The following is a 24,979-nucleotide window of genomic DNA, read 5'->3' as shown; positions in this document are numbered from 1 at the left end:
AAAAAGAAGTTAACATTTTATTCGAAAGCTTTTGAAACTTACAAAGTTATGGGCTTTTCTTTGGCAGGTTTTTCTCAAAAATTGTATTTAACTCTATAATCCTAGGCATTAGGGATCAAGCTGTCCTGTTGTATACGAGACTTGAGAGCCAGAGAAATCCTTACTCCTTTTGCTTAGGATCTATTTCTATAGACAATTAGACCATGGCCTGAAGGCAAACAGAATTTGTGCCAGGAGAGGGATAATAGCTTATCGATCGATAGATAAATCGATAGATAATAGGAAAAACAGGGTGACAAATCATCCACAAATACCAAGAATGCGACGAGAAGTCAGGTTAAGTGAAGAGGCAATCCATTCATGGAGAAAAAGAGAAAAGATGCCTCAAAATTTGCTAAAGGCTGGGGGAAGATAATAGCGCTAGGAAGTTTTGGCAGAAGACTGGCAAGTATTAGAGAAGCTTTCTTGCTGGCATAGCTATGGTTTGCATGAAGCGGGGCTTTGGAGGAAATTTTAGTTCTGCAAAACTAGCCTATCAGCAAGCAGGACTCTCCATTAAGCCTTTAACTATAAATAAAATGAAAGAGATTAAAGTTTTCAAAGCTTAAGAGGGACCAATAAAGGGAATAAGAGCTAGTATAAGGGAGCTCATAAACGACAAGCGATTAGGTTATTTACACAGCAAGCCCGAAAAATTGCCGGCAATCTGCCGAATCACTTTTTAAATTATTAGTGACGCCTATCCTTTTGACAGTTAATCATTAGATATGATAAAAAGGTATTAATTTATATCGTTCGTTTAATCCTATAACTGATTTTAAGGAGGTATAAAATGTCTTTTAACCTATTCCCTTCCATTTTCAATCGTGACCCCTTATTTCGTTTTCCAAAAAATCTCATGCGTGAGCTTGAGCAATTTTATGGTGAGGAAAGAGATCAAGGGCTTACTATTTATGAGGACAAAAATAACAACATTGTCGTAGAAGCCGCTATGCCTGGTTTAAATCCGGAGGAAATTGAAATTAATTTAAATAAAGGTGTTCTGTGGATTAAAGGAGAAAAAAAAGAAGAAGAAAGTGATAGAGATAAGAAATTTTATAGAAGATCGATGCGTTCATTTTCTTATAGCGTAGCTCTCCCCGAACAAGTTAACGATCGTGAAGAACCTCAAGCCTCTTATAAAGATGGTGTTTTACAGATTAGCTTTCAAAAAGCAAAATCTTCCGAAGCTAAACGGATCTCTGTGAAAAGCGAAAAATAAAAAAGCAGTGAGAAGAGGGTAAAAAACCTATTACCTTCTACTTCACCAAAGTCTTATAATATAGCTAAGGCAGCAGGCTGAGTAATTTTAAGCATACTCAGCTGCTCCTGAAATAATTTTAGTTCCCTACGCTGCTTTTTTCTTCATGGAAGTGGCGTCTTAAATCCGTTTTCTGCAAAAAAGATGACACGATAGGAAAAAAATTCTGTGGATTGGCTATTAGGCATAATCCAGTTTTATCTTAAGTGCGATAAAAATCCTTATATCTGGCTCTTACCCCTTGCCGGTTTCTATCCACTTTAAGGATAAAATCGCAGATTAGCCTTAATTAAGGCTCACCTGCTTTGAATATGCTTATAAAGCTCATCCGCTGCAGCTTTATCGGGAAATGACTGTTTAGCTGTAGGGGGTGGCGGTGACCCATAAAACCCGCCATAAAAGCCAGGAGGATTAGAAGGGGGAATATTGCTAGGATTAGCAGAAGGGTCAGTAAGGTTATTATAATTTTGATCTGCAGGCGAGGGCATATAAGCTTGCGTTTTCTTAGGACTGGGTTGAGGATATTGCGAAGGAGCAGGCTTGCCTTGATTACTAGGATCAGCCTGAAGAGGTAATAAAATCCCTCCTAAAATGAAAAGAGAAAAACCACAACAACGAGTAAAGCTTATATTCATAAAACCTCCTAAAATAAACTATGTATGCTAACCTCAAAATATCTTAAAATTTATTTTATATATATATAAATATAATTGGCACCGTTTAGGTTTGTTTAAATTTTTTATGTAATCACTTGAGGGCTCATGAAATAGAAAAAATAGGAGAGGCACACTGTTAGTGTTCCTTCATCCAAAAATCCTTTTTTCTGGGCTTGCTGAAAAATAAAAAGTATTCTTTTTATTAATCATTTGAGTAGTTTTCAAGAAATTTTCATCTACAACTTCTTCTTTGATTTATATCCTTTAAGTTAGCTTTGAGGAGTAAGCTGTAAGAAGTTTTTTCTTATTCGTTTTTGTATGTTGTATGTCTAATTGATTGGAAATTTAATTGTTTTTATCAAGACCGCTTACATATAAACAGGAGCAAGCTTATAACTTTTTTGTAAGGGAGTTTTAGCAAATAAAAAGCTTTTTATCTTGGGGGACCTTAGGGGGGCAAGGCCAAGAAATAAATTGTGAAGATAATCGCACATCGGCTATGAATAAAAGCTTACAAAAGAGTAGAAGAAGGTTTTTTCATGAAAGTCTCCCCTTTGACCTCCCTCAATCATTTAATTAAAGATAAAAAAGATCAAGAATTGCAGGAGAGTTTAAAATCTCTCTCAGGATTTGAAATAGCCGATCTGATAGAAAAAAAAACTATGCCTGATCGATTATTTGTTTTTACTTTGTTATCTCCTCAACAAGCAGCTGAAACATTTGATTATCTTTCTGATAAGCAAAAAAAGCAAATTTTGCACTCATTATCTTCTACGCAAATTGCAAGCATGCTAACAGCTATGCGATCTGATGATCGTACTGCTCTTTTAGAAGAATTACCTCAGCAGGTAGTGGAAGATTATTTAAAACTTTTGCCCCCGGAGCAACGCCTTGAAACTTTAACCTTGCTAGGCTATCCGGAAGATAGCGTAGGACGGCTGATCACTACGGATTATATAGCAGTCAAGATGAATTGGAGTATAGAACAGGTATTTGATTATATTAGAGAGTATGGAAAAGATAGTGAAACAATTGATGTAATTTACGTGGTGGATGATGCAGGTATCTTGATTGATGATTTAAGGCTTAAAGAGATACTTTTTCATCCAAAAGAGTATAAAATCGCCCAAATTATGGATCAAAAATTTTTAGCTTTATCCGTTCATGATGCAGCTGAAGAAGCTATTAATATATTTAAAGAATATAATCGCGTTGCTTTACCAGTTATAAATGATGAAGGAGTTTTGCTAGGTATCGTCACCATTGATGATATTTTGCGATTAGCTTCTGAAGAAAATACTAACGAAGTGCATAAAATTGGTGGAAGTGATGCTCTAGATGAGCCTTATTTGGAGACTCCTTTTTTTGAATTGATAAAAAAAAGAGCTCGTTGGCTGGTCATACTATTTGTAGGCGAAATGTTTACAGCTACAGCCATGAGTTTCTTCGAAAATCAAATTTCAAGAGCTGTCGTTTTAGCTTTATTTCTTCCTTTGATAATTTCCAGTGGGGGAAATGCGGGCTCACAATCTTCTACCCTTATTATTCGCGCAATGGCTTTAGGTGAAGTGAAGCTCAAAGATTGGTGGAATATTATGCGGGGAGAATTTCTTTTAGGCGCCTCCTTAGGCTTAGTATTAGGGGTGGTAGGGTTTATTCGGGTATCGCTATGGGGGACTTTAGGGCATGCATATGGTGAACATTGGTTTTTAATGGCCGTTACTATCTTTTTTTCTTTAATAGGAGTGGTACTATGGGGATCACTTTCAGGAGCTATGTTGCCTTTTGTTTTACGCCGTCTAGGATTTGATCCCGCTACCTCTTCAGCTCCCTTAGTGGCTACCATTGTAGATGTAGTAGGAATCGTCATCTATTTTACCTTGGCGATGGTAATACTCAAAGGCTCATTATTATGAATATTTCAAAAAAATTGAGTTTAAGTTTTTTTTAGAGGCTTTTCCTGGATTTTTTTAATATATTAATTTGTTTTTTGAAAAAGCATTTATTCAATCAAGAAAGCAACATTTACTGTAGACAAAAATTACTTTAAGATAGATTGTATATCTCATACAGCCTAATGGATAAAATTAAAAATTAAGAGAAAATATTTTAAAAGTTAAAGCACTGGAAAAAGCCTTAATTAAATAAGGACTTTAATAACAAAAAAGCTGTGCTGACACCACCATACTTTTATAAATCTAAAAGAATAAGTGAGTAGAGTACTAAAAGCTGAAATACTAAAGAATTAGGCTTTACTCTAAAGAGTTTTGTTAGTTTAGTTTTTTTATTGAGTGTTTCCTATCCTGCCATTTCCTGACACTAAAGTTAAGGCGAGAAATGGCGTTCGATAGGTAACAGTGTGCCCTGTTGTTAATTTGATCTTGCGAGGAAAATTTTTATTCTACTGGGTGTCTTTTTAGATAATGCCACCACGTTAGATTGAAATTAAGATTTGCATATAAGGTTCTATTTACAAATTATGGTTAACTTTTAGGAGGTTTCTATGAAAAAAATTTTTTTAATGACGCTGCTATCTTTAGCTGTTATTTCTTGTGATAACAAGGATAAATCTGTCCCTTCTTCACCCAAAGGAGAGCACTCAGATTATTTAAGGGATAAAGCTGATCGCTATGCAGTAGAAAAAACTCCATTAGATCAATCGGAAAGTGAAGCAGATCGTACCATTACCCAAAAAATTCGTCAGGCTATAGTGAAAGATGATTCTTTGTCTATGAATGCAAAGAACATTAGAATTATAACAATTGATGGAGTGGTGACTTTACGGGGTCCTATTGCCACACTTGAAGAAAGAGAAATTATTATTGGAAAAACCAAAGAGATTCCTGGAATAAAAAAAATAGAGAATCAACTAGAAATAACCGGAAAAAAATATTAATTTATGGAGGCTGTTATGAAAAAAGTAGTTTTTGGCTTAGCTAGTAGTGAAGCTCAGGCTCAACGAATTGTATCACAACTTCTATCTGCCGGATTTCATAATGAGGATATTTCTATCCTTTCTCCTGATCAAAATCAGCCGAAAGTTACCTCTAATAGGCAGGGCGAAGCTATGGAAGGAGACTCTGCAAGAACGGCTGATAAGGACCTCTCTTCTAGCAGCACGGGCTCTAAAGCTTCTGAAATGGGAGCTGTAGGAGCTGCGGCAGGTGGAGTGCTTGGTGGTTCTTTGGGATTGCTGGCTGGAATTGGCTCGTTAGCTATCCCCGGACTAGGAGCTCTTATTGCTGCTGGCCCGATTATGGCTGCTTTAAGTGGTTCGGCTGTAGGAGGAGGCTTAGGTCTTTTGGTAGGAGCCATTGTTGGTGCAGGAATTCCAGAAAATGAAGCAAAAAAATATGAAGCTGGCTTAAAGGCTGGCAATATTTTAATCAGCGCGCATGCTGATACGCCCGAGGAAGTGACTCGTGCTTACGAGATCATGAAAAACGAAGGAGCTAAAGATATCTCTTCCACAAACGAGACATCGGAAAGCAAACTTTAAGAATCGATGTTCAGGGGTGCTTTAATGCACCCCTGAGTAGTTTTTTTCTTAAAAATTAGGGTAATAAAGTAAACGTTTCTGAAGACCTTATTAAAAGGTAGATTATTGTGCCTCTATTCTCTTTTCTACCGACCCTCCATGGATACTCCGCCTTTAAATACTGATAATTTCTTAGGTCATTCTCTTTTAGTGATTGGCAGGCAAGTAACTGGACTCTTCTAAGCCCTTACGACAGCATATAGGATTTTAGATAGGGTTCTTCGTCTTAAAAATTACTTGTTTGAAAAGAGATTTCTATTAAAAAGCTTTCCTTAAACTTTAAAAAAATTTAGTATCAAAAGCTATTCTTGCGAAGTCTATCGATTTTTAGTAGACCTTCTAAAGCAATTTTCTCTAATAAATATGAATAGGATAATGGTAATGAATGAAGTCGCCTTATATCTTCCGTCCATAGCAGATGGAGAAGATAAAACTTCCTCTTTTAAAAATCGCCTTAGAAAAAATTACCGTCACATTCGCAAATGGGCAAAGCGCACGACTACTGATTGCTTTCGCATTTATGATCGTGAGATAAGGCATTATCCTTTAGCAATCGATTTTTATGCAGGAAGGTTTTGTGTACATTATTTTTCTCGCACGAGAGAAGCTCCTGAACCTTCAGCTGAATTAAAGGAAGAAGTTGAGCAAGCCTTAAGATCTCTTTTTGGCGTCACTCCTGCTTTGATCTATTGGCGCACGCGTGTGCGGCGACAAAAAATGGAGCAATATGAAAAGAAGGAGAGCTCTAAAGAGTATTTTATCGGGCATGAATATGGGGTGAAGTTTAAAATTAATCTTCGTGATTACCTAGATACGGGGCTTTTTTTAGATCATCGGGAGACTCGTCAAATAGTGGCGGCAGCCTGTCCAGGCAAAAGAGTTTTAAATCTGTTTGCCTACACTTGCGCTTTTAGTGTACATGCGGCGAGAGCTGGAGCAACTTTTACAAAAAGCGTGGATATGTCGAACACTTACACCGCCTGGGGAGCTGACAACTTTGAGCTTAATGCTCTTCCTTTGAAAAAAAATCCTATTATTCGTGAAGACTGCTTAAAATTTCTAAACCAAGAAAGCCGTACAGGCACTAAATACGACATTATTATTATCGATCCTCCTACCATCTCGCGCTCGAAAAAAATGCTTGAAATGTTTGATATCCAAATCGATTATGTGGACTTATTGTCTAAAGCTATTAAACTTCTTTGCAAAAAAGGAATAATATTTTTCAGCACTAATTCGCGCACCTTTGTTTTTGATAAAAGCCTTTTTAGCACTTGTTCGATTATCGACATCTCTACTAAAACTTTGCCTTTAGATTTTCATGATCCTAAAATTCATCGTTGCTGGAAAATTACTCCTTTATCTTCATAAATAAACAAATATTTTTTAATATATCTTTTTGTTTTAGCCTTCTTGATAAAAATTCGTCATATTTTTAATTTGCTAGGGTAATAAAAAATATTTTTTAATTTTTGAAATCTTTTCTAGTGAGGCAAAAAAATCCCCTTTATTTATATTCTTTGCCAGATTTCATATACATGTCCTTGCTTAGCAGAAAAAAAGTGAGGTCTCTCTATTTCTGGAAAAGCAAAATTAGCTTTTAGAATGTCATGATCGAGTTCAAATATACCTTTAAAGGCTTTTTCGGCAAAAGGCCCTGAATGAGGAATTAAATCTATCTGGTAAGGTTGAAAATCAATATTAATAGATATCCTACCTTTATCGCTTTTAGGAAAGCCTCCTACGTAGTTGGGAAAAGTTAATTCGCCCCAGGCTAATTTAAAATGCTCCACATCAGAAAAGCTATAGATGAAGTTCTCAAATATGGCAGAAGGTAACCAAAGGCCATTAAGTTGGCAGCCTATCACTTTCCAATTGCCTTTCAATGCCTTATCTATTTCAGACTTATTAATTTTGTTTGTGCTCATATAATTTCCTTGTCTTGTTGAAGTGCTATTTTTACCCACGTGTTAAGGGTATCGTTCATTTTTTGTAAAATTTGAAGGTTCTCTTTTATTCCATAGTTTGCTGCTAAACAGGTAGGATCTTTATAACCAATTTGGGTAAGACCTTCATCGTTTTGCCATACAAGAATTTTTAGAGGAAGTTCTATCCCAATAGCAGGGTTTTCTTGCATGAGTAAAGTACCGGTTTTAGGGTCTCCAAAAATAAGTAGCTGTTCATAGGGTAACTTTAATCCTTTTTTTAAAGCTTCTTCTGCATGATCGATAAGCGCAAATAACGCAACATTTTTAGCATTAATAATGCTGATTAGCTTTTCGATTATTTTTGAAGGTGGTTCAGCACTAGAATAGACGATAAAGGGATAGGAAGGGAGGCTCATGATAAAAATCCTTGGCACTGTCTACATTGTAAAGTTAAGTTGAATATGACAAAATTAAATTTTAATTTAAAGTTTTTCGTGGGGGAATGGAGAGAAAAAATTCATAAGTGGCAGAGATATTACTTCTTGCTCCTCTATATTTTATTCCAAGCATAAGGCCAATCGATGGTAAAAGATGAGGAGAATAAGAAAAAATAAAAAATAATTTATCGTCTTAAAGGGGGCAGCTTTATATTTTAATAAATCTCTAACTTATTTTGATGCGGTCCATCCTTCAATAGGAGAGAGGTAGCCATTTTCCATTTATTTTTTCTTATAAATAGACTTGTGCTTTTAGTTGTATTTGAAATAGGGGTAGGAGTTTTAGAGCATGGAGTTGAGAAAAGCAGGAGGTAGCTGGAATAATTAAGGCATTTACGTTAAGCCTTCTTAAATTCCTAGGCTAATAAAAATTAAAAAAGCAACAAGCAAACTTTTTTCCAGATAAATTTTAGGTTGAGTAGGAAAATAAAAGTAACGGTAAGCAGATTGGAAAAAATTCATTTTTGGATAACCAATAAAGCATTATCAAAGTGATTTAATTTTGAAGGAATGATGATTACTTCTATATATTTTAGTTGATATTCTTTTTTCAGGTAAGGAATAAGCTTTATAAAAGCTACTCTTGAATGAGCAGTGAGATCTTCAATGATATATATTCCTCCTTCTTTAAGTTTGTGAATGCTATGTTGCAAAAAATTAAGGTTAGCCTCAAATTCATGCAAACCATCTTCAAGCATAATATCAAACTGAAGGTTATTTAACTCTGTGTTGCTAAATAAATGATGAATGGAACTCTTCTGGCGTTGGTCGCAATAATAAGTTTTAATCGTTGGAGTTTGAAATAAAATTCTTTGATCTATATCCGCCCCGAAAATGTTTGCTTGCGAAAAATAAAGAGCCCATCCATGAAGTGAAGCTCCTGGGGTGCCGTCTCTTCCCATGTTATAGGGAATATCTGGATAGTTAGTCCCAATTCCTAACTCGAAAAGATTAATTTTATTATGCCTCCAAGGGCCAAATATTTTAGCATAAAGAGTGGTGTAGTTGTGCCTTTCATTTCCTTTATCACTGCCAAATGAGGTCATGATGGCACACAAGGTAGTCGATCTTTTATATTCTTGATGGGATAAATATGCATTTACCCATTCTTCCACGGGAATTTTTGCTAATTTATTCATTAGCTCCTAGGGTTATTTTTTTATGCGTAAAACGTAAATCTAACTTTAAAAGATCATAAAAATAATGTACCATAAAATTTTTGATTTTTTTAAGGAGTCCTATAATGTCTGTTCTTGTTTATCTGCATACAAAATGTTCTACCTGCCAGAAAGCTTTACAATTTTTAGATAAGGCTAATATTTCTTATACAGCAATAGATATCGTGAAATCTCCTCCTTCTCTTGAGGAATTAAATAAGATGCTTTCTTATTATAAAGGGGATACAAAAAAGCTTTTTAACTCTTCTGGTAGGCTTTATAAGGAACTTCAATTGAGTCAAAAATTACCTTATATGCCTCAAAATGAAGCTTTATCTTTATTGCATGCGCAAGGAATGCTTGTTAAGCGGCCTTTCTTATTAGGGGATGGCTTGGGCTTAGTAGGCTTTCAGGAAGAGCATTGGAAGTCTGTTTTTTTAAGTTAACTTAAGCTTTTACCTTGCCTTCATGCATTTTAAGATAATTTATTAATCTTGCTCCAAGCTTCTCCTTCTCTCAATTCTTAAAAAAGTTTTTTAGTGGGTAGATCCCTTTTTACCAATGTGCTAAGAAAGCCTTAAAGAAATTTTTCTTAAGTTTGCAAATGTAGACTTTAGAGAGAGAGAGTGTGTGTGCGTGTAGGGCTCACCTCCTACAGACTTATAGCCTTTTCCTCTCTATAAAGGAAGGAGGTAGACTTGTATCTTAATAAGCTATTTAATCTTTCCTTTAAATAGGCTCTAGTATATGAGGTATAAAAATTATATTAAAATTTTTTGAGGGTCAAATATGCCTATTACGAAGCCAGAAGATGGTGTTATTGTGGGTACTTCCCATCGCTTAGAATGGATGCTACCCTGGTGGTGGATACATTTTCGTCAGCATAATGAGCATCCGGTTTTATTCGTAGATTATGGTGACATGTCTTTAAGAGCAAAAAACTGGTGTCAACAGCGTGGGGAGTTGATAAAGTTAGAGTTAACTGATAGCTTTATGGCCAAAAAGGAACAGATAGACCCTACGCAAGCTTGCCTGTGGGAAACAATGCAGCCTCACGTGTGGGATTTACGTTTTACCTGGTATAAAAAACCTTTTGCTTTGTTATTGTCACCTTTTGAAAGAAGCCTATGGCTAGATCTAGATTGCCAGGTGCGGGGATCTTTGCAACCTCTATTTGAATGGTGTAAAAATGAAGCTGGCTTTGCTGTAGCGGCTGAACATGCATTTTCTCAAGAATTAAATCTACACAGAAAAATAATCACTTCCGGTCAAATAATGTACAACGCGGGAGTCATAGCATTTGCTAAGCATTCTATGATAATCAAAGAGTGGGTAGCTCTTGCCATAGAGCAAAATCATTTGTTTTGTTCGGATCAGCAATTAATGGCCCATATTTTAAACTCAAACCAAGGTTCCTTTACTTCGCTTCCTGCTATTTACAATTGGACAGCTGATCAGAAATTTTTTTCTGAGGTAGTAATTTTACATCGCTGGGGAGATGAGGGGAAAAGAAATATTGCTAAAATAATGGAGCTCTTAACCCACGAGATGAACTTTAATTTTTCTTTTTAATGATCCATTGGGGGGGGCGTGTCACCCTCCTAACTCTTTCAAATATAGAATGTTGAACTTTGTTAAAGATAAAATATCGTCTCCGCTAAGCCTCATAAACGATGAAAAATAGTAGATTTTCGTTAAATTGAGGCTAGAGTAGAAGCTTTTTATCCTGTTTCTTCTCTATTTAATTGTTTTACCCCACTTACTCCATTTTTACTCTTTAAAGAGGTCTTCTATCTCTTTTAAGCAAGGATGAGGGCAAAAAAGAAAGCTTAGGGTAAGCTTTATGGCTATAAGAGTTTTTTGGATAAAAAGCGAAATCATCCATAGTTCTTGGGAAGAAGCAGTAGAAGGAAGCTTATTTTTTTTTACTGAAAGTCAGATTTTTTACTTAAACCCTATGACTACCTTTTCCAAGCATGAGTATTGAGTAGATAATAATACCTAAGCATGCATGCATCTATCTGGCTGTCATCTATCTAACTGTTCAGATCTTTAAAATTTAGGGAAGGAATGAAAATTTTTGAGATAGCTTCTCAGCAAAATCAATAGACAGAGGGGTATCACCAAGTTACCGAACCATACTAAAATACCACTATTATAAGGAGCTTTATTATGGTCGAGATAGGAAGCCATGTGGATGCAAAAATTGCCCATCAAAAAAATACTAGAACTTACTACAGTGGCTACCCAAAATAAACCACGAAAATAAAGAGATAAAATGCCCAAAACCCCAAAAGCTAGATCAGCTACACCTACTTCCAATTGAAAAGGACTGCCAGGCGGCCATCCAATCAAAGCTGCAATCTGGTCAGACTTGAAAATATGACCACTAAAAGCAATAAGCTCCATTATTCCAATATTAAAAAAGAGAAGATAGGAAAGTAAGATTTCCCGAAGCTCAGCTTGTTTAACCAATGTCTTATGGATAAGGGTAAAGACAAGCGCCATTCCAAAAAGTATAAAACCGATCATCTAGGTCCTCAGAAAATAAAAGTTAAAAGCTATCTTTAATTTTAATTTATTAGAAAAATTTCTATTTTTTTTCTTCTTATACGCTTTTGAGCTACTTCTTATGCAACCCCCTGCTTTATAAAACCCCTCTCGTTAAGTAGAGAGACAACTTTCTGGGTATTGGATATGCAAACTTAGTTCTTTTAAAGCGCGTTGTAAATTTTTCTTCCGTCCCTTTTAAGGCCCCTTTTCTCTTCATAATAAATTTTTTCCTTAGCGCTTTCTAAAAAGGGAGATGTTGCTAATATTTGCATACCATATTTTTTTTGTATATCCAAGTAAAAGTAAAAAAATTGCTTTTCTTCTCTTTTTGCTTTATCTATAGGGTAAAAATAGACGTGAGGAGCAAGGAGTCATATTCTCTTTACCTTAAAAACTTTCATGAAAATTTTTTTATCTAAAATTAATGTTTCATGTTAAATCTCATCAAAAAAGGCAATTTAAGCTTTTTGATAGCATGTGCTGATAATAAGTTTTGACGAGGCAATTATTAAGAGGGAGGAACCCTTTCTAACATTTTAGGTTGGTTGAAAATTAAGTATTCAACCCATGTTATTTTCTACTATCCTTAATTTTAGGCTTATCACTTATGCAAATATTTTCAGATGCTTAGCGGAATTACTATAGAAAAACCATTGGGAGTTAAAAATATGAAAAATTTTCTTTTGTTTACCTCGTTTTTTTTACTGATACTTTGTCAAGGTTTTGCTGGGGAGGAAATTACAGGCTTTTGGAAAACCATCAATGAGAAAACCGGCCGGGCTGAGTGCACGATAGCTATTTACGAATATCAAGGGAAATATTATGGACGTATTGTGGCTACTTTTGATGAGCAAGGCGAAATTGCGGACACTATCGATCATCCTCATGACAGAGCCCCAGCGGTCTTAGGTAATCCTTATTATGCAGGCTTAGATATTATTTGGAATCTGCAAAAAAAAGGTAACAAATATACTAATGGAAAAATTTTAGATCCTGAAAAGGGTAGAGTGTATGGAGCAGAACTATGGCGCCAAGACGATAATTTAGTCGTGCGAGGTAAACTACTATGTTTTGGTAGAAATCAAATATGGTTACCTGTCAATGAGGAGGAGCTAAGTGGATTATTCACCCAAGCTAACTTACCTGCTTTTATACCTAACATCCCTAAAGTAAAATGAAAATCGGTAAGCTGCACTTTTTTAAGTAGTTAAAGAATTTTCTTTAGCTACTCCTCGTTTAATGGATTAATTCTTAAGGAATGAGATTTTTTCTTCTTTTAAAATCTGGCATTCATGGCACGCATGAGCCCAAACATATCGCGCGCCATAAATTTTTTATTGGTAAAAAGAAGATGGCTGCTCTCGTAATAGGGCTTATATTTTTGCCAATATTTTCTTTTGCCATCCAGCTTAAACATCCAATTAGCACCTTTAAAGGCAGTTTTGGTAAACCAATTAGAAAAAGCACTTAAGCCGGTTATTTGATTAATTTTGTCTAAGGGAACCATGCCAAAGGTAAGATATTGACAATTTTCCTTACGTAACTGCTCTAGTATGGAGACGACAAGGAGCTCAGTGGTCCCTCCTGAAGCCTCTGGCGTGGCCATTAAGAGATTGATGACCCAGCCACCTCTTGCTTCTAATTGATTTAACATGCATTGCCCCACTAAACGGTTTCCTTTAATAGCATAAAACCATCTTTTTCCTGAGCGATTGTTAAATAGATGAATATTTGAAAGATAGATTTGAGGCCCTTTCCTACCCTTTAGCCAAGTTTGCTTAGCTTGCTCCATGGCTTGTTCTAGTTCTGCTTGTGGTGAAGTGTATTCATGAATAGACGTTCCTTCAGTTAAGGCATGCTTAACTTTTTTACGCAACATCCTTGCATCACGTCCTGCCGTAGGATCAAGATGAGGATCTACAAAAAAGTCATGTCCTACCTCAATCAGAGCGCCCTTATAGTGTTGCACACCCCAATCTCCAAATTCTTGAGAGACTTGAGTATAAACGATATTCTTTTTATTGTTTTTACACTGCTCTTCAAATTCTAGAGCTAATGAAATTTTTAAAGCAGGATCACATACAGGCTCGCCAAACACAAAAGCGGTACCTGCGGCAAGGCGATAACCAATAAGCCCTTCAGCATAACGAGAGGTAAAGATTTGGCAGCGCGGATCAAGTAAAGCGATAGAAGGGGAGCCTCCCCAACGTGTGACGTACTCGGCTATTTCCTGGCTGCTAAGTTTTTGTTGAGATGGTAATTCTTGAAGCTGCATTTTTCTTATCCTTGCTTTTTTTTGCCAACCTAAATTTTACTAAAGAAATTGTCAATGGATTATTTTAGTTAGGTGAAGGAAGGTCGTATTATAGTGGTTTGAATTTTAAATTTCTGTTCATTAACATATATTTAAAAAAGAGTAATCAATGGTTTGAGCAAGAGTAGAAAACTTACTTAAGTTTGCTGCCACAATCTTCTTAAAATTAGCCCAAAAGGTTTCAATAGGGTTTAGATCTGGAGAATAAGGCGGTAAAAATAAAATCTCACACCCTGCCTTTTTAATAAGTTCATCAGTGGCTTGCGATTTATGGAAGGTAGCATTATCCATTATCAGAACTTGTCCTGCTTTAAGTTCAGGTATCAATATTTTTTCTAGCCAAATGTTAAACAGAAGAGAATTACAAGTACCTGTATAACAAAAAGGAGCTAAAATTTTAGACTTGCATTTAGCTGCTATAAAGCTTTCTCTAGCAAATGAACGACCTGCTATAGCACCATAAATCTTTTCTCCTATAGGTGATCTTGCATGCTGGCGCTGTAAGTAGGCATTTATCCCGCTCTCATCTATGTAAATCCTATTTTCTTCCGGAATGTTTTCTAGCTTTTGTCTAAACTCCTCTCGTTTATTCTCATCTCTTTCCTTGTAGAAGGGTGTCTTTTTTTTAAAGTGATTTTCAGTCTTTTACAGGCATAAAAGACTGCAGTTATTGTCACTCCGAATGCCTCAGCTATTTCCCTAAGGTAGGCATCAGGATTTTGTTTTATATATAATTTTAGCTTTTCACTATCTATTTTACTGGGGCTCTGTCGTCTTTTTTTAGGAGCTAGGCAACCTTGTTTTTTCCGCTTAATCCAGTTGGTTAACGTGCGAACTGTTACACCAAACACCTCACTAGCTGTGGCCATTGAGCCGCCATTCTCTATATAATTCAAAGCTTTTTTTCTTAAATCGTGTGAATATACCATGCCAATTGATTATACATATATCCTTAGAAAAATAGAATTCAAATAACTATACATTGGAGGATCTAAAATTTTTAGAAACTTTAAAAAAAGTGCTAGAGTATGTGAAAGTTGTCATGAAGACTGAGAGCGACAAAGAATGGAAGCAATAAGCCAAATTCTTAGCTTTCAACATGGCAGGTGGAAAGTTTGGACACAAGCTTGTAAAGGAGATCACACCTTTTTGTGCTTATTTGAAAGATCCTGCCATTCTTATGACCAATAATGCCGCCGAAGAAGCTGGAAAACCTAGTCATTACACCTAAGTCGTGTTGGGGTAGCTAGCTTATATATGGCAAAAACTGGATAAAATTATTGCACAACTGTATTAGAACTCTTTACTGCCAAAGCAAATCTATTCTAGATTAACTGGTGGACGCTATACATGCAGCTCTTAGCGGCAGGCTATACCTTCTACCGTCAAAAAAAATCTTTTATGCCCCAGATTCACTTATTCTATAATAATTTTTTTTTACTAATATTATTGTTTTTTTTAAAGAACTTCTTACGTAGTAATGTTTGAAAATACAAACAGCTCTTTACTAAATTCAAATAAGGAGGATAATTGAGGGTAAGAAAAGGTGATGAGAAAGGAGGAAACTATGTTTGTAGCTGCTTATCATACAATCAAAGAATTAAATGCTCTGTCAAAAAAGAAAGCTTATGCTAGTTATAGCCTTAAATTAAGAGCAGTAGCCATGGCGATGGCAGGAGAGAGCGCTTCTCAGATAGGAAAAACTCTAGGTTATTGTACAAGTGCTATTCAGAAGTGGATAAGAAGATACAACCATCACAGCTTAGAAGGATTAAAAGATAAAAGGCCTATAATCAGTGGTAGAAAAAGAACTTTAACTCCTGAGCAAGAGAAAGCATTTCTAAAAAGAGTAGAAAAAGGGCCTGAGACTTGCGAGTCGCTCAGAGTATTTCACTTAAACGATCTTCAATTCATTTTAAAAGAAGAGTTCGGTAGAAATTTAACTTTACCTGGCGTTTGGGGGATTTTACGCCGCTTTAGCTATACGCCCTTGACCCGTCGTCTTCAGCGTTATAAGGCCAATCCAAAGGAATATAAAAACCTTAAAAAAATTCGAAAGTCATCAATGCATTAAAGAATCAATCTTTTAAGCTAAAGATCTAAAGGTAGTAGGGGGTTGCATTAAGCTTAGTAAGATAACAATGCATCTAATATTCACCCTTTCTCGCTACCTCTCGATAGCTCTTAAGCTTAATCAGTCAAAAAACTTATGGTCTTATTTGCTTAGCCACTTTTAATCTAATCGTTCCTACCAGCGTTACACAGAGCTAGAAAAGCAGGCTGTAACACATTAAAAAAATATTTGGTTAAACGAAAAGAGAATAGAAAACTTATAAACTGTGTTCTACGTCAATTGCGTAAGGAGTTGATTAAAAGTATGTTGAATGATTTTTTCGTCCTTATATCAACACGAATTTTTTGTTGACAACTTTTTGGATGGAGGCTGAATATTAATTTATGAAATCAAAGAGATAGATCATGAAAATGATTCCGGCTATCCTAGCAAGGGACTTCAATCATGTGAGCTATTTTATAAAGCCCCTTGCTAAAAATTTACTTGATAAAACCGCTTTCTTTCTAGCGGAAAGAAAGAAAGCATTATCCCCACTATTTCTTATAAATCCTTCCTCTCTCTTTATAAAAAAGAAAAAAAATAGCAAAGTATCTTACTTTTCTTATAGCCAGAAAAAAAATAAAGCTTTCTACCTTTTTCCTTATTGTTTTTTCTTTTCTATATTTTATTTTATTTGTAAAGCAATAGATTATTATTTCCCGCATAAAAGTTTTCTATTTGCTCAGGCAGTTCTTATTGAAACTAGGAGCACATTACATGCTTTTCTAAAGCTTGTGTCTAAGCTAAAGTTGTTAAAAACAAGCGATGAGAGAGTAATTAGGCAAAGTACTTATTTGTCTATATGCTTTCACTCTATCATCTCGTGGCCTTCAAAAAGTAAAAAAATTATACAAGGCTTATGTGTGCTTAAAAATAAGCATTATATATTGCCTAGAAGAAAAACTTACAAAAAGGTAATGGCATATGACAATCAATCAAAATTATTTAATAGGTCAAAATGATTTTTACCACACATATGTAGGTAAAAAGCAAGCTAGGGAAAATACTCTTAAGGTCAAAGCAGCACTTGGCTACGAAAAAGTGGCTTTAGTGGGTAAGCTAGCAAAAAGCAGTTTAGATACTCCAAATGCTGGTAGGCAAAATAAAATAAAAGGGAAAAATTGGGTCCAAAGATTGCCAGCAACTAATGGCCAGATAGTTGAGTTTACGTATGGTGATAAGCAGAAGACCGTCATGGCTTACATTTTACCTGTTAGGGGTGAGCCTATTTACATTTATCCAGAGAACCTTCCTAAAGAGCTAAAAATTATTCAAAGTGTCGAAACATTTTTTAGTTTTTTTAAAAATGTGAGCGTAAGAACTGCTGAGCTAAGCAAAGATGAATATAAGCTTTATGTAAGCGGTAAACTGTTAGGGGGCATGCTAGATGATTATGATCCTTACCAAGAAGCCTTAAAAAACTTTAAAACTCATCTCCTTGACTTAGCCAATCCTCTTCTCTTAAAAGATATAATGCAAAAACTGTCGCAAATTTCCCGGGATGTCATAGATTCTACTAAAGGCATATACACTGAAGAACAATTTACCGATCTGCCTTTACCTAAAGATACAAAGGATTACTTTCAAGACTTTAGTAAGCAGATAATAGAGTGGGCCAAATCACAACCAGAGCAAACTGATGCAATCGTTCAACACGTCAAAAATGATTTAAGCCAATTAGTTAATCAAAAAAGAGAAAATGAATATCCCATCTGGGAACCTTTAGAGATTTTATTTAAACTTCCCGAAATTAGAGAATTGCCAAATGATAAGTTTAAGGAAATTATCTATTATATTAACCAGGGAAGGGCGGAGGAGTTACGAAACCAAGTTATTAGCATGTTAGAGAGCAACCATGTAAAAGAAGATGTTGTTAACGAGCGATTGAATAAAGAAAGTAAATATAAGGACATTAAAACACTGCTAAGTCAAGTGATTAAGAAAAAACCTCAAGCAAAAGATGGCATTGTAACCCACTGGCATAAAGACCGTGACTTCTTTGTTGATAAAACTTTTTCTTTAACTAATCCGGATACAGAAGAGCTTTACAGCGGGAGTATTGTAAAATGCTTGCGAGAAGAAAGCGACCATAGCCTTATTTTTCATTTGCACGATCAGTCCGAAGTTCGCATTGCACCAGATACTTATAAAGTAAAAATAATAGAAAAGCCCCGTTATAAATTGTGGACAGCTATATACAACAAACTTTTATCAAGCCAAGAAATTTTTAAAATCGAGTGTGCACCTGAACGACAAGGAGAAACTGGCCTTCAGCCAGGATATTATTTCATAAGCTCTTTCAAGCATGATAAAAGCCCTTCCCAGCATAGTATTGGTGATTTTTTCTTTTCGTTTTTCCCTTCGCGTTCGGGTAGCTCTACAACCTCGGGTAGCTCTACAACCATAGAGCTAAGCGATGGAAAAACAAACGAAAAGAAATATGCTCTTACTTATGATGAGAAAGAATGGATCTCTAAAATTGAAGTCTATCGATGGGATTCCCGTAAGGAAAGATATATTAAATTGAATACATATACGCCTCCAGAGTTAAATGCCATGTATTTTGTGAGAAGAAGGGTAGAGAAAACTATCTCTGGCATTAATCCCACAAATGCTGATAAGCAGATTCGCATTAAAGATGAAAAAGATGAGAATAAACTCAAATTATTTCACCTTAATCAACTTAAAGAACAAACTGACGCCTTGCGAGCAGAGCTTGTACGGCAACCTGACCTTTTAGAGAAATTGATCGATAATTTAGTCTCTCACCAGCTCACTAAAGTCGATTGGAATCTGCTGGCTTCTCAAAAACAAGATCTAGCCGATCACTTAACAAGCATATCTGAAAGATATGCTCAAGATTTAAAAATGACCTATCGATCCGAAGATATTTTGAAGAAATTAGTAGAGGAGGCCAATTATGCCTCTCTTATAGAAAAGGAGAAAAGTGTAGTCGTTTCTAAGACCATGGAATTATTACAGGAAGCGTATCAGCACATTGAAAAGATAAAAGATAAAGATGCCATCTTTTTTGTAGGTGGTACAGGCTCGGGCAAAAGTACGGCTGTTAGCTATTTTCTGAGTGCCGGAATGGAATCCTTTCTAAATCGCGTTGGTGATAAGGTGGTACGTATTAAGGAGAGCGAAGAAGGAAAAGAGAATTATCCAATCATTGGACAATCCTTAAGTGAGTCTAAAACTCTTTATGCCCAAGGCTATGCACTACAAGACTCTTCTTCGCTTATACTTGTCGATTGTCCAGGATTTAACGATACGCGAGGAGGAGACTACGAGATGTGCTCTAATCTAAGCATGGATCTGGCAGTACAAGGAGCAAGGCAGATTGAAGCCATAGTGGTAGTGGTGCCTATCCATGCTTTTTTAACAGAGCGAACCAATGCAATCATTGAACTCATTGAGACAGTAAAAGAGAGATTTCCTCTCCTTTTTAATCCTGATAAGCCTCAAGATAATTCGTGCGTCTATTTATTAATTACTAAACAAGCGCAAGTACCACTAGAAATAGTGAATAAACTTAAAGATGGCACTCGAATTAACGAGCTTTTTAATGAAACTCAGAGAAGAATTCAGTCTCTTATACAAAGCCACAGATCTGGAGAGGAAATAGATTACTTCGAATTTGAAGGGGTGCAAAGGAGAGGCAAGATCTGGCAAGTAATCAAGCATATGCAAGATAAGAGGCAAGTGGATTTTATTGATATAGAGGATGATTATGAGAGAGGAGAATTATTGGAAAAATATAAGCGTATCCCTCTAGGGATTGCTAAAAGCGAATATGTACCAGCTATGCAGGGGAGAGACATGCAGTTAAAATTTGGCAAATGCATTGAAATGTCTACCGATACTTGGACTCAGCATATCTTTACGCCCTATTTACAAATTCTTCCTAAATCCATTCAAGATTCAAATAATAAAATTAAAGAAAAGAAGGAGAGTTTAAAAAAGTTACAAGACGAAAAAAACGATAGAAAAACTAAAATAGGACAATTGGGTGCCTATCAACAAAAGGTAGAGGAGATAATTAATCGCTTAAAAAGAGCACAAAATAATCCTGCCGGCTTGGACGCTACCTTGCAAGCTGATCTACAAAGGCGTATGAGGGAATGCTCGTCTGAGCGTTTATCTAACTTAGAAAGTAAGATTTCGAGTTGCGTGGAAAAAATTAGCAAGGCTAGAAATAGCTTGCAAGAAGTGAAAAGCCAAATTTTAAGCCTTAGAGGCTCAATCCAAACCAATGAAAATCTGATAGCCCAACTAAATAAGGATATACGAGATTTATCAACAGGTTCGCGTATAGAAGAGCTGTGGAAAGTAGCTTGGGCTCCTGAAGAGGATATGACTCTTGAATATTATAGAATTGGAGCAAGGGAGGTGGCATTTAACGAAATACGTAGGGTGCTACCAGGGGATATTATTAGGACTGAGCAAGTGAAAGCTAAAGATTACAAAGGCGAGATGGTGCATACCGTGCTGATTGAAAAGGAATTTAAACTTGTGCCTACTGATGCGAACTTGAGAAGAGTATTTGAACAGTCGGGGGTAGGCGGTAATTATAAAGCCACCGTTGAAGGTGATAGGTATGAACTAGACTTAGGAAGAAAAGCAGCACCAACTGGAAAAAAAATTGTGTACGGCTTTAAAACTCAATGGAAGGGTGATGTAATTCCCTGGTTTAAAATTTCTCATAGTCTCCCCAATATTGATTATAATGAGGCGACAATTATTAATAAGGCTGCAGAAAGAAACCTTTTAGAGCAGAAAACAGCGCAACTGAATCTGGATCTAAACGGCGGGGAAACAGCCAGCGGGAAAATCCAACAAGAAAAGCAATTAATAAATGAGATTAAGCAAGCTGAAACAGACCTTTCTCTGACAGAAGCTGAGATAAAACAATTACGTGATCGTTTGGCCTCCGATCAAATAAGCAAGATGCTGAAAGCCCAGCAAGAGGGATTAAAAAATACAATTCAGGAGATAGAAAAGTTAAAAGATAACAAGGGGATAGAAGCCAAAACAACGTCTCTTAAAAGAGAAAAAAAAGCAGAAAAAGAGAAACTTCAAGCGACCTTAAAAAGAAAAAGGAACCTTGCTATTATCATCCAAACCCATAAAGAAACTGCAGGGCTTTTAAGGAAATTTGCAGGACTTGTTGTCGGCCAGCATAGGGGAAAAGAGAAAAGCGCAGTGGTAGAGACATGTAAAAAGTTTATAGAAACTTATGATAGCCATATTAAAGAATTAGAAGAGCAATGCAACAAGGATCTAGGCTTTGCTCAATAAAAAAACAAAATGCAAAAGTTTAAGGAGGATTAAGTATGCAATTTATTAATTTTAATGCATCACCTGACAAGGCAGCCATGCCTGTTTCTTACGGACCTAACAATGTCGCGCCTTCCACTGCCAGTATCATTACTAATATTGGCTTAGCTTCTTTAGTCGATTTTAATGAAGTGAATGTTAGGACGTATAAGTCTTTGCTAAATGATAAAAAAATTGAGGTATTATACAATAATCAAACTGGCCTATCAGCTATTATTCATTTTTTAGATTCTCAGGGTAATGTTATAAGTAAAAGCTTACCGCTTCCCTTAAAAGGCATGCCAGCAGAACTAACTGCTCAGAAGGATGTTAGCCAAATTAAGCGCTTTTTTGAAAATACACATCTAATTGCAGAAAAAGGCGTAGAGGGAAGCTACGCTCATGTATTAGTCCATGTCAGTGGTAAGGGAGGCGGAAATGGCAAGATCCCCTTCCAACCAGGTCTTGCCCTGGGCTCTGTCGTTAGGTGCGATACTTTGATAAAAATGGAAGAGTATGCTCAAAAAATGGCAAACGAGGAAGCCATGATGGAGCAAATCACGTCTGCTGAACAAAGAATTGAAATGTTAAATGCTAAGATTAAAGCTAGGCAGTATGTAGTAGGCCAAGGTAACTCTAGGGATCCTCTCATCACCTGTTGGACAAGTCAAAAGACGGCGGCAACAAACCTTATAGCGGCGCTAAGTGTTAAGCTAGCAAAGAGCGAAAGCGGCGAGATTCCTATATTTGAAAATTTTTATCAGGGCGTTGAATCTCCTATAGATATGGCTAGATCTCAGATGGAAGTGCAGCCACGAGGTTTTGACAGCCTTCACTACAGTTCCCAATACATCGACATGAGGGAAGAGCTTTCTGAGATTCATGATAGAATTACTCATAGCTCTAGTGCTACTAGCGCCTCAGCAGGTGGGGGATGGCTGCTGTTTGGTGGCAGCGCCTCTATTGCTGCGTCTAACGCAGCTTCTGAACGCTTGGCTCAAATCAAAAAGGAAGATATAGCTGAAGGTGTGTTAGTGATCAACGCTCTTGCTACCACTCGCCATGTGCGCTGTTTTACTGATCTCCAGTATGACAAAAGAAAGCTAAAAATTATTCTAGATGCTATGAAGAGCCCAGATGATGCAGAGCTTAATAGATATGGAATTTCAAAGAGAGACAATGTTACCAAGGAAATTTATTTATTAACAGAAGCGGTATTAGGCGGCTCATTTACAGCTCTTGTGACTTTCTTAAATGAGTCAAAAATGAATAGGAGATTAGATAAATACACCAATGAGCGTGAAATTAGTACTGTCGCAAGGGGTGGGGTAAAACTCTTGGATTGGGGAGTGTCGGCAGGCTACTCCAATGCCAGCCAATATGGAATCCAAACGGAAGATGATGTATTAAGAAACGTAGCAGGCACAAAAGTAACTATCGAAATTATTTCACAAGGTGCTATGCCTGTTTTTGCACGGGAGATTATTGAACGTGAGATCATGAAACATTTGGATCTCAATCCTTCGAACTTTGAATTGAGCAAAAAAGATGAAGGAGATGCAGAAATAATGGCTGCTGGTAAGGAAAAAGAAAAAGCTATGGTTGTCTATAAGCGTCGTATGAAAATGGAAAATGCCCAGGTCGCAGTGATGAATACTTATCGAGGACTAACTTCCACAAAAGAGAAACAAAATATTCATTCTGCTCAAAGTGTCATGGAAGCTTACGAGAATTTTGCTACCCAAATGACTACTGATCCTGACTGTGGAATACCTATTGGATTTAACTATCAGAAATTGACCGAAGAAGAAATTAAAGAGATTTTGGAGGAACTCAGTTCTCCTGCTAAGGAGGCAGAGCAAAGCAAGCCAAATGAAGGTCAAGCATCCCAGGAACCTGAAAAAGATACAAAAGGAAAGCAAACGGAAGGTCAAGCATCTTAAGGAACCTAAATAAGCCTAATAAATTTTAATCTTTCTGGCGGCCAACTTGGCCGCATTAAATTAACTTAAAATTTAAAGAAACCAAGGGAGTCTTATATGAGTGCTATCATGAGTCAAAGAGATGTACTGCCTATGCACCCAGGCTATGCACTTGGAAGCATTATTAAGAAAAAGGATTTTTTATTGCCTCTGCAGAATAAAGTTCGTTTAAACTTAGAAGAAGAACTTGAGAGGGCAAATATTGAAAAAATTGAGATGACAACCTCTCCCTCTTATAAACAAGCTAGTAAAGAAGAGCAACAAACAAGGTTAAACATTGTAACCGCCAAGGTAAATAAAATTAAAAATGACTATACGGAGGTGTGCAAAGAAATAAGTAAATTATATGAGTCGCGGCACTTCTTTTCCATTGAAGAAATGCTTCCTATTGATCCCACTTATTCTAAAGTCAAGATTGAAGAGCGTTCTTTCCCTTCAGAAAAAATGTCGCACCTTGTTTTTAGAAAGACAGATGCAGGTACAGATTTGCATAAAAAAATAGAAGTGTTTGTTTCCCAGTTGTTTTCTCAAGATGCTCCCTCCAGTCTTCTCTCCTCTAGCATGTTAGGGGCTGTAACGAGCAGCATAGAAAATATGCTAGAGACAGAAAGTCAAATCTATTTGGTGGGCTCTTTTATTACTTTGCCGCGTGTCCGAGTTATGGATCCTATCGTACTTAGAAGAAATGCTACGATTAGCAATACGCTGAAAGAAAAATCTGGCGATTATTATGTGTTAACGGAGGCAGTGTTAGGAGCGGTTTTTTTAGGGTGTGGGAAACATTTATCAGGAGGTGAACAAGGTGATACGCAAGCGGTTAAGGAGAAAAAATCTTTAATGTCTGGTATCTCTACGGTCTCATATATTAGCCAAGGAGCTATTCCTCGGCCGGGTAAAGAGGCGGAAGATGTAAACATGTGGAACGTATATGCCCAGTGGAAGCAAGTACTACAAGAGGATCCTTTAAGTGGTTATCCTATTGGATTTAAGTTTAGAGAGCTGCAAGATGTGTTAAGAGAAAATAAAATTCCCCTAAGCAGGGAAGGTGAAGCTGAAACTATTATCTAGTTTTTTGTTAATCGCCAATCTAGGGCTATTGGCAGGCTAAATGTTGGTGGTGCTTCTTTTTCTAATAGAGGATAAGAGCATGTCAGCGAAGGATAAAGGTTTTAAATATGCCCTGGCGGTGCATGAACTGACAGACAAGGATTAACTGGCAGGTGGTTAGGACTGCCAGCTTTAATGTTATTTGTAATGGATAGGACTTAATCTGACATCTGTGATAAAAATAAAGGAAACACAATTCAAAATTATAGGCGATCGTTAACACATAGGCGCAAAAGATTTTGGGAGGGTTCAATCTAATCGCAGGAATTTATAGTTTAGAGTTGATTGGATGGATTTCGAGAGAGTTTTATTGAGAGGGCTCTTCTTAGATTATCTTGTGTATCCGCCGAAAGATCTTTTGCCCTTCCTTTAATTTCTTTTGCTACAACATAGCCTTTTTGAGCCGCCTTTCCCGCCTAACAAGGTTGCTAGCGACAATTCCTATTGCTGCGGTAAAAGCTCTTTTCTACTTTCTTGAGATGCCTTAATGCGATAAATTCGCTATTTTCCCATAC

At 36.4% G+C, this 24,979-nt stretch carries 22 protein-coding genes and 1 pseudogene; 15 read left to right on the top strand and 8 right to left on the bottom strand.

Annotated features, from left to right (window positions below; all coding sequences use genetic code 11):
• Positions 1–832 precede the first annotated feature (832 nt).
• Positions 833–1,261, top strand: a complete 429-nt coding sequence (locus TY21_RS10480) for an Hsp20/alpha crystallin family protein (RefSeq protein WP_042242333.1) — start codon at positions 833–835, stop codon at positions 1,259–1,261.
• 335 nt (positions 1,262–1,596) lie between these two features.
• Here TY21_RS10480 and TY21_RS10475 read toward each other — a convergent pair whose 3' ends face one another.
• Positions 1,597–1,935 (bottom strand): hypothetical protein, encoded by a 339-nt coding sequence (locus TY21_RS10475; protein ID WP_042242336.1) that lies wholly within the window; start codon positions 1,933–1,935, stop codon positions 1,597–1,599.
• Positions 1,936–2,495: 560 nt separating this feature from the next.
• Here TY21_RS10475 and mgtE point away from each other — a divergent pair.
• The 4 genes from mgtE (at position 2,496) to TY21_RS10455 (ending at position 6,865) form a co-directional block, all read left to right on the top strand.
• Positions 2,496–3,872, top strand: coding sequence for a magnesium transporter (gene mgtE / locus TY21_RS10470; RefSeq protein WP_042242338.1), 1,377 nt, complete (start codon positions 2,496–2,498; stop codon positions 3,870–3,872).
• Between the two features lie 587 nt (positions 3,873–4,459).
• Positions 4,460–4,852, top strand: coding sequence for a BON domain-containing protein (locus TY21_RS10465; protein WP_042242341.1), 393 nt, complete (start codon positions 4,460–4,462; stop codon positions 4,850–4,852).
• Positions 4,853–4,867: 15 nt separating this feature from the next.
• Positions 4,868–5,455 (top strand): hypothetical protein, encoded by a 588-nt coding sequence (locus TY21_RS10460; RefSeq protein WP_042242344.1) that lies wholly within the window; start codon positions 4,868–4,870, stop codon positions 5,453–5,455.
• 420 nt (positions 5,456–5,875) lie between these two features.
• Positions 5,876–6,865 (top strand): class I SAM-dependent methyltransferase, encoded by a 990-nt coding sequence (locus TY21_RS10455; RefSeq protein WP_042242347.1) that lies wholly within the window; start codon positions 5,876–5,878, stop codon positions 6,863–6,865.
• Between the two features lie 140 nt (positions 6,866–7,005).
• Here the strand turns inward: TY21_RS10455 and TY21_RS10450 are convergent, their stop codons facing one another.
• The 3 genes from TY21_RS10450 to TY21_RS10440 form a co-directional block, all read right to left on the bottom strand.
• Positions 7,006–7,422: a hypothetical protein gene (locus tag TY21_RS10450; RefSeq protein WP_042242350.1), complete on the bottom strand. Its 417-nt coding sequence runs from the start codon at positions 7,420–7,422 to the stop codon at positions 7,006–7,008.
• Positions 7,419–7,838 (bottom strand): DUF302 domain-containing protein, encoded by a 420-nt coding sequence (locus TY21_RS10445; RefSeq protein WP_042242352.1) that lies wholly within the window; start codon positions 7,836–7,838, stop codon positions 7,419–7,421. Before TY21_RS10445 ends, TY21_RS10450 begins: the two co-directional genes overlap by 4 nt.
• Positions 7,839–8,377: 539 nt before the next feature.
• Positions 8,378–9,058 carry a hypothetical protein gene (locus TY21_RS10440; RefSeq protein ID WP_052354580.1) on the bottom strand — a complete coding sequence of 227 codons (681 nt, stop codon included), beginning with the start codon at positions 9,056–9,058 and terminating at the stop codon, positions 8,378–8,380.
• A 104-nt stretch (positions 9,059–9,162) separates the two neighbouring features.
• On the opposite strand from TY21_RS10440, the gene TY21_RS10435 reads away from it, so the two are divergent.
• The 3 genes from TY21_RS10435 to TY21_RS11180 all read left to right on the top strand — a co-directional run bounded on the left by TY21_RS10435 (position 9,163) and on the right by TY21_RS11180 (position 11,063).
• A complete protein-coding gene (locus tag TY21_RS10435; RefSeq protein ID WP_042242355.1) occupies positions 9,163–9,522 on the top strand; it encodes a Spx/MgsR family RNA polymerase-binding regulatory protein in 360 nt (119 codons plus the stop codon).
• A 343-nt stretch (positions 9,523–9,865) separates the two neighbouring features.
• Positions 9,866–10,648: a hypothetical protein gene (locus tag TY21_RS10430; protein WP_042242358.1), complete on the top strand. Its 783-nt coding sequence runs from the start codon at positions 9,866–9,868 to the stop codon at positions 10,646–10,648.
• Between the two features lie 271 nt (positions 10,649–10,919).
• On the top strand, positions 10,920–11,063 hold the full coding sequence (locus tag TY21_RS11180) for a hypothetical protein (RefSeq protein WP_158623079.1): 144 nt from the start codon (positions 10,920–10,922) through the stop codon (positions 11,061–11,063).
• Between the two features lie 65 nt (positions 11,064–11,128).
• On the opposite strand, the gene TY21_RS10425 is transcribed toward TY21_RS11180, so the two are convergent.
• Entirely contained in the window at positions 11,129–11,608 is a 480-nt protein-coding gene (locus tag TY21_RS10425; RefSeq protein WP_042242361.1) for a DUF6790 family protein, read from the bottom strand.
• Between the two features lie 689 nt (positions 11,609–12,297).
• Here TY21_RS10425 and TY21_RS10420 point away from each other — a divergent pair.
• Entirely contained in the window at positions 12,298–12,807 is a 510-nt protein-coding gene (locus tag TY21_RS10420; RefSeq protein WP_042242364.1) for a DUF2147 domain-containing protein, read from the top strand.
• Between the two features lie 98 nt (positions 12,808–12,905).
• On the opposite strand, the gene TY21_RS10415 is transcribed toward TY21_RS10420, so the two are convergent.
• The 3 genes and pseudogenes from TY21_RS10415 to TY21_RS10405 all read right to left on the bottom strand — a co-directional run bounded on the left by TY21_RS10415 (position 12,906) and on the right by TY21_RS10405 (position 14,872).
• Complete coding sequence (locus tag TY21_RS10415) at positions 12,906–13,904, bottom strand: phosphatidylglycerol lysyltransferase domain-containing protein (protein ID WP_042242366.1); 999 nt, start codon at positions 13,902–13,904, stop codon at positions 12,906–12,908.
• Between the two features lie 120 nt (positions 13,905–14,024).
• Positions 14,025–14,513, bottom strand: a pseudogene (locus tag TY21_RS11175) (IS630 family transposase); the annotation flags it as partial.
• Positions 14,504–14,872, bottom strand: a complete 369-nt coding sequence (locus tag TY21_RS10405; RefSeq protein WP_042243465.1) for an IS630 transposase-related protein — start codon at positions 14,870–14,872, stop codon at positions 14,504–14,506. The gene TY21_RS10405 and the pseudogene TY21_RS11175, both read right to left, overlap by 10 nt.
• Positions 14,873–15,042: 170 nt before the next feature.
• On the opposite strand from TY21_RS10405, the gene TY21_RS11730 reads away from it, so the two are divergent.
• The 6 genes from TY21_RS11730 to TY21_RS10380 all read left to right on the top strand — a co-directional run bounded on the left by TY21_RS11730 (position 15,043) and on the right by TY21_RS10380 (position 24,425).
• Positions 15,043–15,174 carry a hypothetical protein gene (locus TY21_RS11730; protein WP_255501542.1) on the top strand — a complete coding sequence of 44 codons (132 nt, stop codon included), beginning with the start codon at positions 15,043–15,045 and terminating at the stop codon, positions 15,172–15,174.
• Between the two features lie 336 nt (positions 15,175–15,510).
• A complete protein-coding gene (locus TY21_RS10400; protein WP_052354634.1) occupies positions 15,511–16,017 on the top strand; it encodes a helix-turn-helix domain-containing protein in 507 nt (168 codons plus the stop codon).
• Positions 16,018–16,421: 404 nt separating this feature from the next.
• A complete protein-coding gene (locus tag TY21_RS11590) occupies positions 16,422–17,018 on the top strand; it encodes a hypothetical protein (RefSeq protein ID WP_042243462.1) in 597 nt (198 codons plus the stop codon).
• Positions 16,981–21,357, top strand: a complete 4,377-nt coding sequence (locus TY21_RS10390; RefSeq protein ID WP_042243459.1) for a hypothetical protein — start codon at positions 16,981–16,983, stop codon at positions 21,355–21,357. The genes TY21_RS11590 and TY21_RS10390 overlap by 38 nt, the downstream gene beginning before the upstream one ends.
• A gap of 35 nt (positions 21,358–21,392) precedes the next feature.
• Positions 21,393–23,318, top strand: coding sequence for a hypothetical protein (locus TY21_RS10385; protein ID WP_042243456.1), 1,926 nt, complete (start codon positions 21,393–21,395; stop codon positions 23,316–23,318).
• 96 nt (positions 23,319–23,414) lie between these two features.
• On the top strand, positions 23,415–24,425 hold the full coding sequence (locus TY21_RS10380; RefSeq protein WP_042243453.1) for a hypothetical protein: 1,011 nt from the start codon (positions 23,415–23,417) through the stop codon (positions 24,423–24,425).
• Positions 24,426–24,979: the final 554 nt, after the last annotated feature.

The sequence above is a fragment of the Neochlamydia sp. S13 genome, from assembly GCF_000648235.2.
GTDB lineage: Bacteria > Chlamydiota > Chlamydiia > Chlamydiales > Parachlamydiaceae > Neochlamydia.
The sequence above is the reverse complement of the archived record's forward strand: the minus strand, read 5'-3'. Positions and strand labels throughout refer to the sequence as shown.

What these genes read in the sequence shown, in the direction of transcription:
- TY21_RS10480 (WP_042242333.1), top strand. Translation starts at nt 833, where the DNA reads ATGTCTTTTAACCTATTCCCTTCCATTTTCAATCGTGACCCCTTATTT.
- TY21_RS10475 (WP_042242336.1), bottom strand. Translation starts at nt 1,935, where the DNA reads ATGAATATAAGCTTTACTCGTTGTTGTGGTTTTTCTCTTTTCATTTTA.
- mgtE (WP_042242338.1), top strand. Translation starts at nt 2,496, where the DNA reads ATGAAAGTCTCCCCTTTGACCTCCCTCAATCATTTAATTAAAGATAAA.
- TY21_RS10465 (WP_042242341.1), top strand. Translation starts at nt 4,460, where the DNA reads ATGAAAAAAATTTTTTTAATGACGCTGCTATCTTTAGCTGTTATTTCT.
- TY21_RS10460 (WP_042242344.1), top strand. Translation starts at nt 4,868, where the DNA reads ATGAAAAAAGTAGTTTTTGGCTTAGCTAGTAGTGAAGCTCAGGCTCAA.
- TY21_RS10455 (WP_042242347.1), top strand. Translation starts at nt 5,876, where the DNA reads ATGAATGAAGTCGCCTTATATCTTCCGTCCATAGCAGATGGAGAAGAT.
- TY21_RS10450 (WP_042242350.1), bottom strand. Translation starts at nt 7,422, where the DNA reads ATGAGCACAAACAAAATTAATAAGTCTGAAATAGATAAGGCATTGAAA.
- TY21_RS10445 (WP_042242352.1), bottom strand. Translation starts at nt 7,838, where the DNA reads ATGAGCCTCCCTTCCTATCCCTTTATCGTCTATTCTAGTGCTGAACCA.
- TY21_RS10440 (WP_052354580.1), bottom strand. Translation starts at nt 9,058, where the DNA reads ATGAATAAATTAGCAAAAATTCCCGTGGAAGAATGGGTAAATGCATAT.
- TY21_RS10435 (WP_042242355.1), top strand. Translation starts at nt 9,163, where the DNA reads ATGTCTGTTCTTGTTTATCTGCATACAAAATGTTCTACCTGCCAGAAA.
- TY21_RS10430 (WP_042242358.1), top strand. Translation starts at nt 9,866, where the DNA reads ATGCCTATTACGAAGCCAGAAGATGGTGTTATTGTGGGTACTTCCCAT.
- TY21_RS11180 (WP_158623079.1), top strand. Translation starts at nt 10,920, where the DNA reads ATGGCTATAAGAGTTTTTTGGATAAAAAGCGAAATCATCCATAGTTCT.
- TY21_RS10425 (WP_042242361.1), bottom strand. Translation starts at nt 11,608, where the DNA reads ATGATCGGTTTTATACTTTTTGGAATGGCGCTTGTCTTTACCCTTATC.
- TY21_RS10420 (WP_042242364.1), top strand. Translation starts at nt 12,298, where the DNA reads ATGAAAAATTTTCTTTTGTTTACCTCGTTTTTTTTACTGATACTTTGT.
- TY21_RS10415 (WP_042242366.1), bottom strand. Translation starts at nt 13,904, where the DNA reads ATGCAGCTTCAAGAATTACCATCTCAACAAAAACTTAGCAGCCAGGAA.
- TY21_RS10405 (WP_042243465.1), bottom strand. Translation starts at nt 14,872, where the DNA reads ATGGTATATTCACACGATTTAAGAAAAAAAGCTTTGAATTATATAGAG.
- TY21_RS11730 (WP_255501542.1), top strand. Translation starts at nt 15,043, where the DNA reads ATGGCAGGTGGAAAGTTTGGACACAAGCTTGTAAAGGAGATCACACCT.
- TY21_RS10400 (WP_052354634.1), top strand. Translation starts at nt 15,511, where the DNA reads ATGTTTGTAGCTGCTTATCATACAATCAAAGAATTAAATGCTCTGTCA.
- TY21_RS11590 (WP_042243462.1), top strand. Translation starts at nt 16,422, where the DNA reads ATGAAAATGATTCCGGCTATCCTAGCAAGGGACTTCAATCATGTGAGC.
- TY21_RS10390 (WP_042243459.1), top strand. Translation starts at nt 16,981, where the DNA reads ATGACAATCAATCAAAATTATTTAATAGGTCAAAATGATTTTTACCAC.
- TY21_RS10385 (WP_042243456.1), top strand. Translation starts at nt 21,393, where the DNA reads ATGCAATTTATTAATTTTAATGCATCACCTGACAAGGCAGCCATGCCT.
- TY21_RS10380 (WP_042243453.1), top strand. Translation starts at nt 23,415, where the DNA reads ATGAGTGCTATCATGAGTCAAAGAGATGTACTGCCTATGCACCCAGGC.